A 16,475-nucleotide genomic window follows, 5' to 3' on the forward strand; every position below is an offset into this window, starting at 1 on the left:
GCGCGAATACCTTTGCCCGTCGTTCGGTCCGGCAAAACTTTGTTAACCCTAATAATGTGTAATCAGGCTCGTCGTTGGTGTCGTAACGAAAGCTTGGTCCCGTGAACGTAGCCAGTCAGTCAGCGGTCTTCGGCAGACGCAGAGAGCCCCACACCGTCATCATCGCCCGGGGCGACCAGATAAGGCATTTCACCATACGTCCGTGGCTGGCCGCATTTTGCGGCTCGGCGCTGGCGGCGATCGTCATTGGCTACCTGCTGGCGACCTCTTATCTGGTGCTGCGCGACGGCCTGATCGGCGCCACGACGGCGCGGCAGGCGCGCATGCAGCAGGCCTATGAAGACCGCATCTCGGCATTGCGCGGCCAGGTCGACCGCATCACCAGCCGCCAGCTTCTTGATCAGCAGCTGATGGAAACCAAGGTCAGCGAGTTGCTGGAACGGCAGAGCCAGCTCAGCCTGCGTCACGGCCGCCTCGGCCCGATCCTCGAACGAGCCGAAAATGAGGTCGCAACGCCGCCCGTGCCGACGGCAAAGCCGGACGAACACGCCGACGCGACCGGCAGCATCCAGCCGATGGCCTATTCCGTCGCCAGCCTTGCTGCGCCCCTTGCCAGCAACGACACGAGGCCGTTCTCGCTGTGGTCGACCCGCGCCAATCCGCTGCCGAGTGAAAGCGCGGCCGACCGGGCAGACAAGCTCTTCGTTTCGATCAACAACTCGCTGAAGACCATCGAGAGCCAGCAGCTCACCCGCATCGCGGCACTTGCCGACAATGCCTACAAGAGCGCCGACGCGATCTCGCAGGCGCTCGAGGCCGCCGGCCTGCCGGTCGACAGCGAATTCGAAAAGAGCGATGTCGGCGGCCCGCTGATACCGCTCGACAGTTCGTTGGTCTTTGACAGCAAGGTCAAGGAGTTGGACGAGGCGCTTGACGCGCTGGATCATCTGAAAAAGGAGGCGCGCCGGCTGCCGCTCGCCAACCCCGCCCCCGGCCATAGCGTCACCAGCCCGTTCGGCGTGCGCACCGACCCCATCCTCGGCACGGCCGCCTTGCATTCCGGCATGGATTTCAGGGCGCCGGTCGGCATGCCGGCCAAGGTCACGGCAGCCGGCGTCGTCGTCAAGGCCGGCTGGAACGGCGGCTACGGCCGCATGGTCGAGGTCGACCACGGCAACGGTTTTGTGACGCGTTACGGACATCTCAGCAAAATCGACGTCGCCGTCGGCCAGAAGCTCGATGCCGGGGACATCATCGGCAAGACCGGCAACAGCGGCCGCTCGACCGGCCCGCATCTGCACTACGAGGTTCGCCACAATGGCGAGGCGATCGACCCGCTGCGGTTTTTGACCGTCGGCAAGAAGGTCGAGCGGTATCTCTAGGAGCCGGGCTGCTCCTCAGACGACCCAGCAATTGAGCGGCATCGGGCCGGCGCAGCCAGGCCAAGGCGGCCTCACCTAAGTATCCTCGGGCGATCGCCCTTCGCTCTATTCTCCCCAGCAAACATTCGGCTCCAGCCCTTGAGGGCCTCTGCCCCACAGCGATGACTCCGACGCAGTTGTAGGATGATATGTATAAGCCTATGCCTCAGTCCAGCAGGCTTGTAATGACCGTTCATGGTATCCCGCCTGAAATTCTGAATGCTCTGGAGGGCGCTGTCGGACAAAGCGGCGTGACCGCCGACGCTGCCGGCATGGCGAAATACCTTTTGGACTGGTCCGGGGATCATCGCGGCGGAGCCCTTGCGGTGCTGAAGCCTGCTTCCGTCAGCGAAGTCCAGGCTGTGGCGCGGCTCTGCGGCACGCTCGGGCTCGGAATCATCCCACAGGGCGGGAACACGGGGCTGGTGGCGGGTGCAATCGACATCGACTCCCGTGGCGCGGTGGTCGTCAGTCTGGAGCGGTTGAACGGCATCCGTCTCGTCGACGCCGACAATTTCGTCCTGCAGGCCGATGCCGGCTGCATCCTGCAGCACATCAAGGATGCGGCAGAAGCAGAGGATTGCCTGTTTCCGCTGGCGCTCGGCGCGCAGGGAAGCTGCCAGATCGGCGGCAATGCGGCCAGCAATGCCGGCGGCACCAACGTGCTGCGCTATGGCATGGCGCGCGATATCATCCTCGGCCTCGAAGTCGTCCTGCCCGATGGCGAGTTGTGGAGCGGCTTTTCCGGCCTGCGCAAGGACAATCGAGGCTACGACCTGAAGCAGCTCTTCATCGGCAGCGAAGGAACGCTCGGCATCATCACCGGCGTCGAGCTCAAGCTGTTTCCGAAACCGGCCCGGGTCGAGACCGCTTATCTCGGTCTCGTTTCGTTCGAAGCGGCCATCACCCTGTTCCGGCAGGCTCGCCGGGCCTCATCCGATCTGATTTCGGCCTTCGAGATCATTGGATCGGAGTGCATCGCGCTCGCGCGCTTGATCGATGCCAACATCGTTTCGCCGGTCGAAGCTCCCGTCCACGTGCTGATCGAACTCTCCGCAAGTGCTACGGTCGATCTGCGCTCCATGCTGGTCGATTTCCTGGCCGGAGCCATTGAGAGCGGTCTGGTTGCCGAGGCCGTCCTTGCTGAAAGCGTCGCACAGGCTAGGGCCTTCTGGGCGATCCGCGAAGGGCTGGTCGAGGGCCAGGCAAGACGCGGCTACCATGTGCGCACCGACCTTGCGGTCAGGATATCGGACATCCCTGTCCTCATCGATCAGGCCCGCCAATTGGTGGCGCTGGAACATCCTGGTTGGCTGCCGCAGGCCTATGGTCATGCCGGCGACGGCAACATCCATTTCAACGTGCTGCCACCGCTTGGGCTCGCCGAGGGTGAAGCTCGTGCCCAGGGCGCGGAGATCACCGCCGGACTCTACCAGATCGTCGGCGCGCTTGGCGGCTCGATCAGCGCCGAGCACGGTATCGGCCGCACCCGTCATCGCACTTTCTGGGCCGGCCTGGCGCCTGCCCATCGCCGGCTCATCACGGCCCTCAAAACAACGATCGACCCTCAGGGGTCAATGAATCCCGGCTGCCTGCTGCCACCAATGGAGACCTTTCCATGAAGCAAAGACTGGCCGCTATCGGCACGGTGGAGGCGCTGCCGCATCGCGTCGCCGCATTCCTCAGCCGCGAGATCGAATCCGGCGACCTCAATCCGGGCACGCGGCTGCCGACCGAGCAGCAGCTCTCGGAAAAATTCGGCGTCAGTCGCAATGTGGTGCGCGAGGCGATCGCTCAACTCAGGGCCGATGGCATGATCGAAGCCCGGCAAGGCGTCGGCGCCTTCGTGCTGGCGCCGGAGCAGCGCGCCTCGATCCGGATCGATGGCGAGGCGCTGAAAGCGACCGGGAATATGGAGCGGCTGTTCGAGCTGCGTTGCATACTGGAAGCCGAGTCAGCTGCGCTCGCCGCCGAACGGCGCGGGCAGGAGCACCTCGACGCAATCAAGGCGGCGCTAGACCGGATGAGCGGCGAGGAGCGCTGGGAAGAAGGCAGCATCGACGCCGACCTTTTGTTCCATCGCGAGATCGCACGGGCGACCGGCAACAATTACATCCACACCTTTATCTCCTTCGTTTGCGAGCAGATCCGCCGCTCGATCCACTACGCGCGCCTCACCAATCCGCTGCACGACCTGGTCGAAGTCAATGTCGGGGAGCATGTGCGCATCTACGAGGCGCTGGTCGCGGGCGATCCCACGGCCGCCGAGGCGGCGATGCGCGCCCACATCGTCGGCGCCGCCGACCGCGTCGGCGTCAAACTGCCAGCATCGCGCGCCGCGCACAGCACAGGGAGGTAGCCATGCCGGTCGGAGGCGCATATGCGATTTCGGACGTCTGCCTGCTCGTCGAAAATATCGAGCGGACGGTTGAATTCTATGTCGAAAAACTCGGCTTCCGCCTGCGGCGTCGCGCCGAGGGCTTTGCCGACTTTCATGGCGAGGGCGTCACGCTGGCGGCGTGGGAGATCGATCACATCAACCGGCACACCGGCGTCTCGAAGTTGAGGTCGCCGCGCCAGGCGCACAAGGTCTGCGTGGCGGTCAGGCTAGACGCGCCCGGCGAGATCGACCGGCTCCATGGCGAACTGGCAGCCAAGGGCGTGCCCTTCTACGGCCCGCCGGAGGATTATGTCTGGAACGCGCGCTGCGCATATTTCACCGATCCCGACGACACGCTTTGGGAACTATACGCCTGGCTCGACGGCGGCCCCGGCGACTATCACGACGAACAGCCGTAGACGACGCCGCGCCACGGGAACGGCGCGCAATGAAGAGACGAGAACGTCTTGCAACAGGAGCGAAAAATGAGTGGGAACAGAGACTACGACATGAACCGCCGCAGCTTCGTGAAAGCCGGCTTCGCCGCCGTCGCGGCAGCTTCGGCCGGAATGCAGCTCGTGCTGACGCCGGGCGCCAAGGCTGCCGGAAAGGTCGTCATCCAGTATGATTGGCTGATGTCCAACGGACAGATCGGCGACATCGCAGCCGTCGCCAACGGCTATTTCAAGGAGGTGGGCCTCGAGGTGGAATTCAGCCCGGGCGGTCCCAATGCGGCGACGGTGCCGCCGGTGATTTCGGGCGCCGCACAACTCGGCCAGTTTTCCGAAACGCCGCAGCTCTACGCGGCGCGTGCCAGCGGCGTGCCCGTGAAGATCATCGCCTGCGGCTTCCGCACCGGTCCCTATGCCTTCACTTCGAAGCCTGCCAAGCCGATCCGCGGCGTGGCCGATCTCAAGGGAAAGAAGATCGGCATCCAGCCGACGGCGCGCTTCGTCATCGATGAGATCCTGGCCAAGAACGGTATTGATCCGTCCGAGGTCACCGTCGTCAATGTCGGCTTCGACAAGGCGCCGCTGGTGCGCGGCGACGTCGACGCGATTGGCGGATGGATCACCAACACCCAGGCGCTGAGCGTCGTCGGCGACGACCGGATCGATCTTCTGGTGCGCGATCTCGGGCTGAACTCCTATGCCGACGTCTATTTCGCTACCGACACAGCGATCGAACAGGATGCGGAAATGCTGGCGAAATTCATCGGCGCCGTCGCCAAGGGCTGGGGCTGGGTGCACGCCAATCCGCAGGAAGCAGTCAAGAAGATGGTCGAAGCCTATCCGGAAATGGACCTTGGCTGGGAGCAGAAGACGATCAATCTGGTGCTGAAACTCTCCTTTGACGGTGCAACCGCCAAGGACGGATGGGGAACCTTCGATCCCGCCTCGATCGAGGAGCAGCTGGCGCTGCTGGACAAGGTCGGCCAATACCCGAACGGCCGGCCCGCGGCAGCCGATGTCTACACCACCAAGGTACTCGAATTGTCGGCCGCCGACCGACCCAAGCTCGACGCGCCCGCGGCTTGATGGCGAACGCGATCGAGGCCCGCAGGCTGGATGTCGGCTATAGCGGCCGGCAGCCGGTGGTGAAAGTGCTCTCCGGTCTCGACCTGTCGGTCGAGGCCGGCTCCTTCCTGTCGATCCTTGGACCTTCGGGATGCGGCAAGTCGACGTTCCTCAGGGTGGTGGCCGACTTGCTCGATCCGCTCGGCGGCTCGATCAGCGTGCTTGGCGACACACCGCATGCTGTCCGTTCGCGGCGCGATGTCGGTTTCGTCTTCCAGGACTCGACCCTGCTGCCCTGGCGCACCGTGCGCGACAACGTCCGCCTGCCGCTCGACGTCGGACAAGGCCGGCTTACCCGGACAATAGACGATCGAACCGACGAGCTGCTTGATCTGATGGGGCTTGCCGGGTTCGGTGAGCGTCTGCCGCACCAATTGTCCGGCGGCCAGCGCCAGCGCGTGGCGATCGCCCGGTCACTGCTCGGGCAACCCAGGCTGCTTTTGATGGACGAGCCCTTCGGTGCGCTGGACGAGATCACCCGCGACCGCCTCAACGACGAGCTTTTGTCGTTGTGGCGGCGCACCGGCGCGACCATCCTTTTCGTTACTCATTCGATCGCCGAAGCCGCCTATCTCGGAGAACGGGTCATCGTTCTCGCCGCCAATCCGGGCCGCCTGGCCAGAGACCTCGACATGCGGCCGTTCAAGCAGGCAGGCAACCGCTGTTCGCGCGAGGATCCGGCGATCGTTGCCGCGATGGCCGAACTGCGCGGCGCGCTGGAACAGGCCTCATGAGGCAGGCGCCCTTGCCATCGGCGCTGGCCGTCGCCCTGCCCGTTTTTGGCGCGGCCTCGATCCTGCTCGCCTGGCAGTTCCTGTTGCCATGGCTCGGCGTGCCGGCCTATATCGTACCGACGCCCACGGCCATATCAGGCGTGTTCCGGAAGAGTCTTGCTTTGCTACTCAGCAATCTCTGGCCGACGCTGATCGAGGCGCTGGCGGGATTTGTCATCGGCAATTTTGCCGGTGTGCTGCTGGCGGTGCTGTTCGTGCACAGCCGCATCCTGCAGGCCGCCTATTTTCCGATCGTGCTGTTCTTCAACACCATTCCCATCCTGGCGCTGTCGCCGATCATCATCCTGATCTTCGGGCTCGGCATGACGCCGAAGATCGTGATCGCGGCGGTGATCTGCTTCTTCCCGACGCTGGTCAACATGATTCGCGGGCTGGACTCGGCCAGCGACAACGAGCACGAACTGTTCCGGGTGCTATCGGCTACGCGCTGGGAGATCTTCTGGAGCCTGCGCCTGCCAAGAGCATTGCCGATGCTGTTCTCCTCGCTGAGAATCGCTTCGGCCACGGCCGTGATCGGCGCCATTGTCGGCGAGTGGATCGGGTCGGATAAGGGCCTCGGCGCGCTCATCATCCAGGCGACCTTCAACTATCAGTCGGACCGGCTCTATGCGGCGATCGTGCTGTCGTCGTCCTTGTCGATCGCGATGTTCGCAATCGTGGTTCTGCTGGAGCGCCGTGCCATCCGCTATTGACCATTCCGTCGAGCGGCCATCCGCCAGGCGCGGGCTGTAAATTTATTTTTGAATTCCATTTGACTGAATAAATCTTCAGTGCCAGTCTGGCCTCTCTCGAGGGCGCAAGGCATGGCACTGCGGGGAACCAATCAGGAGTTCGGGCGGCCGTATAATCGGCGCATCGTGCTCGAATCCATCCGCCTTCACGGGCCGATCGCCCGCGGCGACATTGCCAGGCGGGTCGGGCTCACCGTGCAGACGGTGTCGACCATCGTTCGCGAGCTGGAAGAGCACGGTTACGTGCTGTCGTTGCGCGAAGAGCCCAAGGGGCGCGGCCTGCCCCCGGCAACGCTGCGGATCAATCCGGAAGGCGGCTATGCCGTCGGCATTCACGTCACCCCGCTGGGCATCAATGCCGCGCTGATCAACCTCAGCGGCGATGTCATCGAGAGCAGCTACCGCGAGGCCCCAAATGCAACGCCCGACCACGCCTTCGAGCTGATCGGCGCCATGGTACTCGAATTGACAGCACTGCGGCCCGGTGGCCGCGTCCTCGGCATCGGCATGGCGTTGCCCGGGCCGTTTGGCGTGGAGTCCATGAGCTTTGTCGGTCCGACCACCATGACCGGCTGGAAGGATGTGGCGCTGCGCGAGCGGCTGGCCGCCTCGACCGGGCTGCCGGCCTTTTTCGAAACCGACATGGCGGCGGCTGCCATCGGCGAGCGCCTCTATGGCCTCGGCACGGCCTATTCCGAATATTACTATCTCTATTTCGGTGTCGGCCTCGGCGGCGTCATGGTGCATGACGGAGCCGCATTGCGCGGCGCCTGGGGCAATGCCGGCGAAATCGGCCACATTCCCGTGGTGCCGGGCGGCGAGCCCTGCCCGTGCGGCAATCGCGGCTGCCTCGAACGGTATCTTTCGCTCGAGGCGCTGCGGCGCCGCAACGTCGCCGACGCCGACTGGGTGAGCGAGATCGCGCCGATCTTCCGCAACGCCATCACCATCATCGAAAACCTGTTCGACCCCGAAACCATCATCCTTGGCGGGCTGGCGTCCACCGACCTGCTCGAAAGACTGGCCGGCGCAGCTGCGCACCTGCCCAACTCGGTCTCGGCGCGAAGCGACCGCACGACGCCCCGCGTCAGCGTCGCGCGCGGCGGCCAGCATGCGGTGTTGCGCGGCGCCGCAGCGCTTGCCGTCTCAGGGGTGCTTTCGCCACGCTTCGGCCAGATCTTCACCGCCGAACGCGAACGCGGGCGGGATCTCTTGCATAACAAGGGGATCGCGGCATGAGCGAACCGCTGCTGGTGCTCGATAACGTTGCCAAGAATTACGGTGCCATCGAAGCACTGAAAGGCATCAGCTTTTCTATCGGCAAGGGCGAAGTGGTGGCGCTGCTCGGCGACAACGGCGCCGGCAAATCGACGCTGGTCAAGATCATTGCCGGCGGGCTCGAGCCGACCTCCGGCCGCATGCTGTTCGAAGGCAAGGAATTCCTCGCCAAATCCCCCGCCGAGGCCAAGGCCGCGGGGATCGAGACCGTCTACCAGGACCTGTCGCTTTGCACCAATGTCGACGTGGTCGCCAATTTCTTCATGGGCCGCGAGATCACCAGGAAGGTTCTCGGCATTCCGGTGCTCGACGAGCGCGCCATGGAGCAGGTGGTGCAAAAGGCGTTGGCCAGCGCCGGCACCCGCATTCCCTCGCTTCGCACCAATGTCGAGCACCTCTCCGGCGGTCAGCGGCAGGCCATCGAGCTCAACCGGTTCGTGCATTTTGGCGGCAAGTTGGTGCTTCTCGACGAGCCGTTCGCAGCGCTCGGCGTCGAGCAGACGCGGCGCGGCCTCGACATGATCCGCCAGGTGGCGAGCCAGGGTATCGGCGTCGTCATCATCACCCATATCATGCAACAGGCCTTCCAGGTCGCCGACCGGATCGTGGTGATCCGGCAAGGCGTCGTGGCTGGCGATGTCGCACGCAACAAAACAAGTCCCGACGCGGTGATCAACATGATCACCGGAGAGACGCTTGCCGGTGCCGGACCGGCGAGCTGAGGGACAAATGAGGGGTCCGGCGCAAGAGGAGCGAACGACATGAAGAAAATACTTCTTTCCGTCTTCGGTATCCTGGCACTGGCCTTTGCCACGCTCACGCCGGCATTCGCTCAGTCCAAGGGCACCGTCTACTACATGGTGCCGACACTGCTCGATGAGTTCCAGACCGGCTCGGTGAGCGCGCTGGAATTGTTCCTGAAGCAGGTCGGCTACGAGATGAAGACGCTGAACGCCGACAATAAGACCGACGCTCAGCAATCGCAGATGAACGACGTCATCGCGCTCAAGCCGGCGGCGATCATCCTTGCCGCCGTCGATTTCAATGCGCTGAAACCGTCGATCGAGGCCGCCCGTGCCGCCGGCATCCCGGTCGTCGAGTTCGACCGCCAGATCACCTCGACGCCGTCCGACTTCACCTCGGTGGCCGGAACCGTCGAGATCGGCTACGTCGCCGCCGACCAGGCGCAAAAACTCCTGACCGCGAAGAACGGCTCGGTGAAAGGCAAGATCCTGCAGGTGCTCGGCGATCCGGGCGATCCCTATACGCTCGATATCCAGAAGGGTTTCGAGGAGAAGATGAAGGCGTTCCCGGACGTCAAGATCATCTCGCTGCCGGCCATGCAATGGGCGGCGGATGCAGCCGGGACCATCGTCAACGACCAGCTGCTCGCCAACCCCGACATCGACCTGATCTTCAGCCACGCCGCGCATCTTTCGGTCGCTGCCGTCGCCTCGCTCGAGGCCGCCGGCAAGAAACCGGGCGACGTCATGCTGATGAGTTCGAACGGCGCTCCGGTCGGCCTCGACCTGATCCGCAAGGGCTGGCTCAATGTCGAAGTCGAGCAGCCGCTCTACGCCCAGGCCGCGGCGGTCGCCATGTTCATGGACAAGGTGGTCAACAAGCAGGAGATCAAGCCCGGCGAATATGATGTGCTTGGCCTGAAATCGACCCTGACCAAGGAAGCGTGGGGGCCGAACATCAAGATCCCCGGCGCTGCGATCACCAAGGAAAATGTCGATAACCCAGCCTTCTGGGGCAACATGAAGCCGCCGGCCGAAACCATAAAGCCGGTCGAATAGCGAACTCGCCAGAAGCTCCGGGCCACGCAGGCCCGGAGCCCAGCCCTGCAGCCCGGTGCGTTCAAACGGACGCGCACGGGAATGCTGCAGCAATTTTCAACCGCGCCTGATCTTTCCGACGACCGAGTGGTTCTTCGGGTCATGCGCCAACCGGATCCGCAGATGAACCCTCGCACGCGCCAAACCCTCGAGTTCATCCTCGACAATCTTGTCTGGTTCATGCTGGTCTTCGTGCTGGTGGTCTTTTCCATCCTCATCCCGAACTATTTTCAGCTCGGCATCTTCGCCAACATCATCGAGGCCTCGAGCGTGCTCGGCGTCATGTCGATCGGCTTGGCGCTGGTCATCATCGCCGGCCATATGGACCTGTCGGTCGAATCGGTGGCGGCGCTCAGCGCCATGGCGGTCGGCATCCTGTTCTGCTCGTCGGGCATCGGCCTTGGCATCCAGTTGCAGCCGCAATGGCTGATGGTTCCGGTTTCGCTGCTCATCGCGCTTGCCGTCGGCGGCCTCATCGGCGCTTTCAACGGCTATCTGGTGGTCAGGGTGAAGATGAGCGCCTTCATCATCACGCTGGCCTCCTACATCTGGGTACGCGGCCTGGTGCTGGTAATTTCCGGTGGCCGCTCGGCACAGGACCTGGCGCCGGCAATCCGCTGGTTCGCCATTCAGCGCTTGATCGGCCTGCCGCTGACCGCCTGGATAGCGATTGCCTGTTTCGTTATCTCTTCGCTGGTCATGGCAAAGACGCCGTTCGGCCGCCACCTGATCATGATCGGCGGCAATGAGACGGCGACCTTCCGCGCCGGCATCCGTGTGAACCGCAACCTGGTCATCGCCTTCATTCTTGCCGGCGCCATTGCCGGCCTCGCCGGCTGGCTGCTGGCGATCCGCACCTCCGGCGCCAGTGCCAATCTCGGTGCGGGATTCTTGTTCAACGCCTTTGCCGCCGTCGTTATCGGCGGCGTCAGCCTGAAAGGCGGTGTCGGCACCCTGCCCGGCGTCTATGCCGGTGTGCTTTTGCTGTCGGCCATCAACACGGCGATCAACCTGATGGGCTTGCCGGCCAATTTCACCCTCGTGATCCACGGCCTGCTGGTGCTTGCCGCCGTGCTGCTCGACGCTTTCAAGCAGACGATACGCCAGAGGCTGGCATGACCGGCCGTCTGGAAGACAAAGTCGCGCTGATCGTCGGCAGCGCACGTGGCATCGGCAAGGGCATCGCGCAGCGTTTTGCCGAAGAGGGCGCGAAGCTTGTGCTCGCCGACACCGAGGCCGAGGCCGGGCAAGCGACTGCGGACGAGCTCGGTGCCGCCTTCATACGCACCGACATCTCGCAGATGGCCGATGCGCAGGCCGCTGTTGCACTGGCGCTCGACCGTCACGACCGGCTCGACATCATGGTGCAGAATGCCGGAATCTATCCCTGGCAATTGCTGGAAAACACCAGTCCCGACGATTGGGACCGGGTCATGGCGGTGAACTTGCGCGGCAGCTTCATCGCTGCTCGCGCCGCACTGGTGCCGATGAAGGCACAGCATTTTGGCCGCATGCTGTTCACCTCCTCGATCACCGGCCCGCATGTCACCAGCCCCGGTCATGGCCATTATTCGGCGACCAAGGCCGGCATCAATGGGCTGATCCGTTCGGCTGCGCTCGAATTCTCGGGCTACGGCATTACAGTCAACGGCGTCGAGCCCGGCAACATCCTCACCGAAGGCATAGAGCGGCATCGCGGTGCGGCCTTCATCAAGAACATGGAAGACGCCATCCCGCTCGGCCGTCTCGGCAGCCCTCGCGATGTGGCCAATGCCTTCCTGTTCCTGGCCTCCGACGACGCCAGCTACATCACGGGCACGACCATCATCGTCGACGGCGGGCAGCTTTTGCCCGAGGGCAAGGATTTCCGGCTGCTGCCGCCATGATCCTCGATTTCGGCGGCGGTTTCTTCCTGCGCCGGGCGACCACCGCCGATCATGCAGCGCTTGCGATGATCTGTCTCAAGACCGGCGATGCCGGCAAGGACGCCAGCGGCCGCGAGGACGACCCGGACCTGCTCGGCCTCCTCTACACCATTCCCTACCAGGTGCTCGAACCCGAGCTGGCCTTCATTATCGATAGTCCCGCAGGTGCGGCCGGCTACCTGCTTGGCGCGGCCGATACGGGCGCTTTCAATGCCAGCCTGGCATCAGACTGGTATCCCGACCTTCAGCGGCGCGTGGCAGACCCCGGACCCGACAGCTCGCGCTGGCGCGGCAGCGACTGGGCGCGGCATCGGGTCCATCATCCCGATTTCGCTGTTCCGCCTGCGCTGACCGCCTATCCGTCGCATGGCCACATCGACCTGTTGCCGCAAGCGCGCGGGAAAGGCATCGGCCGGCGCGCGATGGCCTTCCTCGAGCAGGGGCTTGCCGCGAGCGGCTCGACCGGCATCCACCTCGAAGTCATGCCGGAGAACGATGGTGCGCTAAGGTTCTACAAGGCGATTGGATTTGAGGTGGTGCAGGACGCTGATTCATCAAAGCGTTGTGTTTATGTGGCGAAACGGATTGCTCACGCTCCGGCGATTGCAGGCTGATCTGCGACAAGCCAATCGCCCAAGTTGCAAAGAACCGGGAGGCCTATGGAAGTACAATGCTGCCGTTCTGCAGCAGCCAGTTGCCCGCGTGAACACCTTTGCCGCGGGAACGAAACCTTCGTCGCGTGCTCCACCGCAGACACGAAAGTCACCAGCATCAACACGGTGCGGGGCTAATCCGAGTGTTGGCGGAGCGTCTACTAGTTCAGTATGGGCGGCAAGGGAACATCCGCGACCGTTCCCCCGGCCACAATCGAGAGCACATAAAGCAGATAAATGGCTAATACCAACAGGGCGAGGAATGAACCGCTGGCAAAGACTCCTGCAACCGCGGCGTCGGGATAAGCTTCGACTTGTTCTTTCTTGAAGGTGTCTTCTTCGTTACGGGTTGTCTTCACAACCCGTTCGCCTGGAAGCCGGTTTTTTTCAGCTTCCTTCGATATCTTATCCGCGAGATCTCCTGCGATCACGGGATCGTCCGGAAGATGACTCGCAAGCCATCCAGGAATATTTTCGCTCCCGCCCATGCCCATACGCAATTGAGATACTGCAAGTTGTAGCTTTCGGCAATCGTTTCCCTCATGAGAGGCAAGCAGATCAGACTTAAGTCCCTGCGGAAAGACAGTTTGAATCAGACCAAAGTCCGAGTAGCACAGTGGTCGGACGCGTCTCACCTGGGCGATCAGCTTGAGCGGTGTAGCCCAAACTGAACACATCGAGGAAAATGGTGGGCGATGACGGGCTCGAACCGCCGACATCTTCGGTGTAAACGAAGCGCTCTACCAACTGAGCTAATCGCCCGCCCCGGGCCGGACCTTTAAGCAGTTAGGGCCGGCTTCGCAAGGCCAAATGAGCGGCGAGTGGCTTGGCCGGGAGCCGGTTTCGGCAACAAAGTTCGGCTTGTCAAAAAACCTTCTCCTGTTTGCTGTTATGCTGTCCGGGTCCGCTTGACACCCGGTGGGTTACCCCTTATCCACCGCCCCAACGACGAACACGGCTGACACGTGCTCGTCCATGCGCGGGTGTAGCTCAGTTGGTTAGAGTGCCGGCCTGTCACGCCGGAGGTCGCGGGTTCGAGCCCCGTCACTCGCGCCATTTCTCCTTTGGGGTCACGTCCCCTTGATGTCGGAGAAATGTCGACGTTGATTTGTCAAAAATCATCTTCTTCGTGACCCAGTCTAGGTCCATTCCTTTCGAATTCTGGCATTGATCCTCATCCATCGACCTGCCCGCCTGTTTGTGGTCGAGCCAGAAGACAATAGCTTCTCGGACAAGAGTCGGGTCTAACCCATTCGCTCCCGCTTACAGTCTCATCCCGCAGTGCCGGGCTTCACCCCTCGGCGAGCAGCGCCTCGACTTCCTGCAGCGTCGGCATGGACGGCGCGGTGCCCGGGCGCGTCACCGAGATGCCGGCGACGGCGCAGGCGAAGCGCACCGCTTCCAGAGGTTCGATCCCCCTCGACAGCGCGGCAGCCAGGCCGCCGTTGAAGGCGTCGCCAGCGCCTGTGGTCTCGACCACCGGGCCGGCGGCGACCGCTGCGACATGCTCGGAACGATCGGCCGTGTGCAGCAGCGCACCCTTTTCGCCGAGCGTCACGATGACCGTGCCAACGCCCTTCTCGAGCAGGCTGTCGGCGGCACGGCGGGCATCGTCGATCGAGGACCCCTTGATGCCGGTCAGTTCCTCGGCCTCGGTTTCGTTCGGCGTGACATAGTCGCAAAGCGTATAGATGCGGTCTGGAAGCTTTGCCGCCGGCGCCGGGTTGAGGATGGTGGTCACCCCTGCCCCACGCGCGATCTCCAGCGCCCGCATCGCCGCCTCGATCGGCTGTTCGAGCTGGGTGACGAAGACCCCGGCCGCGCGGATCAGTTCGGCATTTGCCTCGATATCGGCGGGCGAAATCAGCATGGCCGCGCCGGGACTGACGATAATGGCGTTGTTGCCGCTCGTCTCCTCGATGAAGATATAGGCGGCACCGGTGTAGCTTTCCGGTGTGTCGATGACAGCGCTCTTCACGCCGGCCGCGTTCCAGGTCTGTCTCGCCATCTCGGCAAAGGGATCGACGCCGAGGCGGGTCAGAAAGGTGACGTCGGCGCCGAGCCGGCCGGCCGCCACCGCCTGGTTCGAGCCCTTGCCGCCGGGGCCGAGCGTGAAGGACGTGCCCAGGATCGTCTCGCCGATGCGCGGCTGGCGGGCGGCGCGGTAGGCCGTGTCGGCGACGAAGACGCCCAATATGACAACAGGCTTCATAACGATCGGTCTGCCCGGCATGTCGCTACTCCGCATCCGGCGGCACGACGCCCTTGCGGAATGCGAAGCAGCCATAGAAGCGGCGCTCGCCGGTCTGGATGACGCAATAGGCCTTCTTGGCGCGTTCGTAGAAGGCATAGCGCTCGACCGAGATCATCGGCCAGGCCTTGCCCTCGGCGGCATCGATCTCTTTTTGCACGTCCTGCTGCACGGCGGGAATCTCGTCCGGCTTGCCGACGATCTCCATGCGCGCGGCGGCATCGTCGACGAAGGTGTCCAGCGGATAAAGCGACAGCACCGCCTTGACGACCTCCGCTGCCGATGCGTCGATGCGCAGCAGCTTGCCAAGCACAGTCTGCCGCGCCACCGAATCGGACGGGAAATTGGTGTCGGCGATGATCAGATCGTCACCGTGACCCATCGCCCGCAGCGCCTGCAGCACATCGGCATTGAGCAGCGGATTGATTCCTTTGAGCATGGTATTCCTCGCGAGGTTTGCTGGGGCGAAATCAGAGCCGCTTGCCGGTCTCTGCGTCGAAGAGATGCACCTGGTCGAGCCGCGGTTTCAGGTGCAGTGTGTCGCCCGGCTTGAACTCGTGGCGTTCACGGAACAGCGCCACCATCTCGCCCTCGCCGAAGCGCAGGAACACGAGAGTCTCGGAACCGGTCGGCTCGACCACCGAAATCTTCGCTGGGACACCATCTGGATGGATTTCGAGATGCTCGGGCCGCACGCCGTAGACGACATTGCGGCCATCTTCCACGGTATTGCTCGATGCGATCGGGAACGGCGTCCCGGCGATCTCGACGACGGGCTTGTCGCCCTTGCGCACGACGCCCTTGAGCAGGTTCATCGAGGGCGAGCCGATGAAGCCGGCGACAAACAGATTGGCCGGCCGGTCGAACAATTCCAGCGGCGCGCCGACCTGTTCGATGCGACCGTCGCGCATCACCACGATCTTGTCGGCCATGGTCATGGCCTCGATCTGGTCGTGGGTGACGTAGATGGTGGTGGTCTTCAGTCGTTGGTGCAGTTCCTTGATCTCGGTGCGCATCTGGACACGCAGCTTGGCATCGAGATTGGAGAGCGGCTCGTCGAACAGGAACACCTGCGGGTTGCGCACGATGGCGCGACCCATGGCGACGCGCTGGCGCTGGCCGCCCGAGAGCTGGCGCGGATAGCGCTTGAGGTAGGGGTTGAGGTCGAGGATGTCGGCGGCGCGCTTGACCCGCTCAGTGACCACCGCCGGATCAGTTTTGCGCAGCTTGAGAGCAAAGGCCATGTTCTGCTCGACCGTCTTGTGCGGATAGAGCGCGTAGTTCTGGAACACCATGGCGATGTCGCGCTTGGCCGGCGGCAAATGGTTGACGACGCGCTCGCCGATGGCGATGGTGCCGCCGGAAACCGTTTCCAGCCCGGCCACCATCCTCAGCAGCGTGGACTTGCCGCAGCCGGAAGGCCCGACCAGCACCACGAACTGTCCGTCGGCGATGTCGACGCTGACATCGTGCAGAACCTTGACGGTTCCGAACGCCTTGGCCACATTGCGGATCGCGACTTGAGCCATCATTCCCCCTTCAGTTGCCGTGAAGCTAAACAACGCAAACGGCGAGGGCAAGTCGGTCTCTTATAGATAAAAAACCCATTCACGTTGACACCGCA

At 63.4% G+C, this 16,475-nt stretch carries 17 protein-coding genes and 2 tRNA genes; 14 read left to right on the top strand and 5 right to left on the bottom strand.

All coding sequences use genetic code 11. The features are described 5' to 3' along the window. Nucleotides 1–101: 101 nt before the first annotated feature. From NKI01_RS05125 to NKI01_RS05185, 13 genes are all read left to right on the top strand, one after another. Complete coding sequence (locus tag NKI01_RS05125) at nt 102–1,382, top strand: M23 family metallopeptidase (protein ID WP_352962131.1); 1,281 nt, start codon at nt 102–104, stop codon at nt 1,380–1,382. Between the two features lie 224 nt (nt 1,383–1,606). After that, entirely contained in the window at nt 1,607–3,043 is a 1,437-nt protein-coding gene (locus NKI01_RS05130) for an FAD-binding oxidoreductase (RefSeq protein ID WP_352962134.1), read from the top strand. Then, nucleotides 3,040–3,780, top strand: a complete 741-nt coding sequence (locus NKI01_RS05135) for a FadR/GntR family transcriptional regulator (protein WP_352481187.1) — start codon at nt 3,040–3,042, stop codon at nt 3,778–3,780. The genes NKI01_RS05130 and NKI01_RS05135 overlap by 4 nt, the downstream gene beginning before the upstream one ends. Nucleotides 3,781–3,782: 2 nt before the next feature. Further along, nucleotides 3,783–4,220: a VOC family protein gene (locus NKI01_RS05140; RefSeq protein ID WP_023717347.1), complete on the top strand. Its 438-nt coding sequence runs from the start codon at nt 3,783–3,785 to the stop codon at nt 4,218–4,220. Nucleotides 4,221–4,310: 90 nt separating this feature from the next. After that, complete coding sequence (locus tag NKI01_RS05145; protein WP_023717346.1) at nt 4,311–5,339, top strand: ABC transporter substrate-binding protein; 1,029 nt, start codon at nt 4,311–4,313, stop codon at nt 5,337–5,339. After that, nucleotides 5,339–6,112, top strand: a complete 774-nt coding sequence (locus NKI01_RS05150; RefSeq protein ID WP_023717345.1) for an ABC transporter ATP-binding protein — start codon at nt 5,339–5,341, stop codon at nt 6,110–6,112. The genes NKI01_RS05145 and NKI01_RS05150 overlap by 1 nt, the downstream gene beginning before the upstream one ends. Continuing rightward, on the top strand, nt 6,109–6,864 hold the full coding sequence (locus tag NKI01_RS05155; protein ID WP_023717344.1) for an ABC transporter permease: 756 nt from the start codon (nt 6,109–6,111) through the stop codon (nt 6,862–6,864). The genes NKI01_RS05150 and NKI01_RS05155 overlap by 4 nt, the downstream gene beginning before the upstream one ends. Nucleotides 6,865–6,975: 111 nt before the next feature. Continuing rightward, on the top strand, nt 6,976–8,142 hold the full coding sequence (locus NKI01_RS05160; protein ID WP_352495338.1) for an ROK family transcriptional regulator: 1,167 nt from the start codon (nt 6,976–6,978) through the stop codon (nt 8,140–8,142). Beyond that, entirely contained in the window at nt 8,139–8,903 is a 765-nt protein-coding gene (locus tag NKI01_RS05165; protein WP_023717343.1) for an ATP-binding cassette domain-containing protein, read from the top strand. The genes NKI01_RS05160 and NKI01_RS05165 overlap by 4 nt, the downstream gene beginning before the upstream one ends. A 39-nt stretch (nt 8,904–8,942) precedes the next feature. Next, nucleotides 8,943–9,983: a sugar ABC transporter substrate-binding protein gene (locus tag NKI01_RS05170; protein WP_352481191.1), complete on the top strand. Its 1,041-nt coding sequence runs from the start codon at nt 8,943–8,945 to the stop codon at nt 9,981–9,983. A gap of 162 nt (nt 9,984–10,145) precedes the next feature. Continuing rightward, complete coding sequence (locus NKI01_RS05175; RefSeq protein ID WP_352857713.1) at nt 10,146–11,141, top strand: ABC transporter permease; 996 nt, start codon at nt 10,146–10,148, stop codon at nt 11,139–11,141. Further along, complete coding sequence (locus NKI01_RS05180; protein WP_352857711.1) at nt 11,138–11,908, top strand: SDR family oxidoreductase; 771 nt, start codon at nt 11,138–11,140, stop codon at nt 11,906–11,908. The genes NKI01_RS05175 and NKI01_RS05180 overlap by 4 nt, the downstream gene beginning before the upstream one ends. Continuing rightward, nucleotides 11,905–12,561 carry a GNAT family N-acetyltransferase gene (locus NKI01_RS05185; RefSeq protein ID WP_352857709.1) on the top strand — a complete coding sequence of 219 codons (657 nt, stop codon included), beginning with the start codon at nt 11,905–11,907 and terminating at the stop codon, nt 12,559–12,561. Before NKI01_RS05180 ends, NKI01_RS05185 begins: the two co-directional genes overlap by 4 nt. Nucleotides 12,562–12,761: 200 nt before the next feature. Here the strand turns inward: NKI01_RS05185 and NKI01_RS05190 are convergent, their stop codons facing one another. Continuing rightward, nucleotides 12,762–13,088 (bottom strand): hypothetical protein, encoded by a 327-nt coding sequence (locus NKI01_RS05190; RefSeq protein WP_352791997.1) that lies wholly within the window; start codon nt 13,086–13,088, stop codon nt 12,762–12,764. Nucleotides 13,089–13,286: 198 nt separating this feature from the next. Then, nucleotides 13,287–13,362: transfer RNA gene (locus NKI01_RS05195), tRNA-Val, on the bottom strand. A 217-nt stretch (nt 13,363–13,579) separates the two neighbouring features. Here NKI01_RS05195 and NKI01_RS05200 point away from each other — a divergent pair. After that, a tRNA-Asp gene (locus NKI01_RS05200) sits at nt 13,580–13,656 on the top strand. A gap of 235 nt (nt 13,657–13,891) precedes the next feature. Here the strand turns inward: NKI01_RS05200 and rbsK are convergent. Genes rbsK through NKI01_RS05215 form a run of 3 tightly spaced genes read right to left on the bottom strand, consistent with a single transcriptional unit; the run spans nt 13,892 to nt 16,380 of the window. Further along, complete coding sequence (gene rbsK, locus NKI01_RS05205) at nt 13,892–14,833, bottom strand: ribokinase (RefSeq protein ID WP_352962142.1); 942 nt, start codon at nt 14,831–14,833, stop codon at nt 13,892–13,894. A gap of 4 nt (nt 14,834–14,837) precedes the next feature. Next, the gene (locus NKI01_RS05210; protein WP_023717337.1) at nt 14,838–15,290 is read right to left on the bottom strand and encodes an RbsD/FucU family protein; all 453 of its coding nucleotides are present in this window, start codon (nt 15,288–15,290) and stop codon (nt 14,838–14,840) included. 31 nt (nt 15,291–15,321) lie between these two features. Continuing rightward, nucleotides 15,322–16,380 (bottom strand): ABC transporter ATP-binding protein, encoded by a 1,059-nt coding sequence (locus tag NKI01_RS05215; RefSeq protein ID WP_352640079.1) that lies wholly within the window; start codon nt 16,378–16,380, stop codon nt 15,322–15,324. Nucleotides 16,381–16,475 lie beyond the last annotated feature (95 nt).

The sequence above is a fragment of the Mesorhizobium sp. M0815 genome, from assembly GCF_040319995.1.
Classification (GTDB): domain Bacteria; phylum Pseudomonadota; class Alphaproteobacteria; order Rhizobiales; family Rhizobiaceae; genus Mesorhizobium.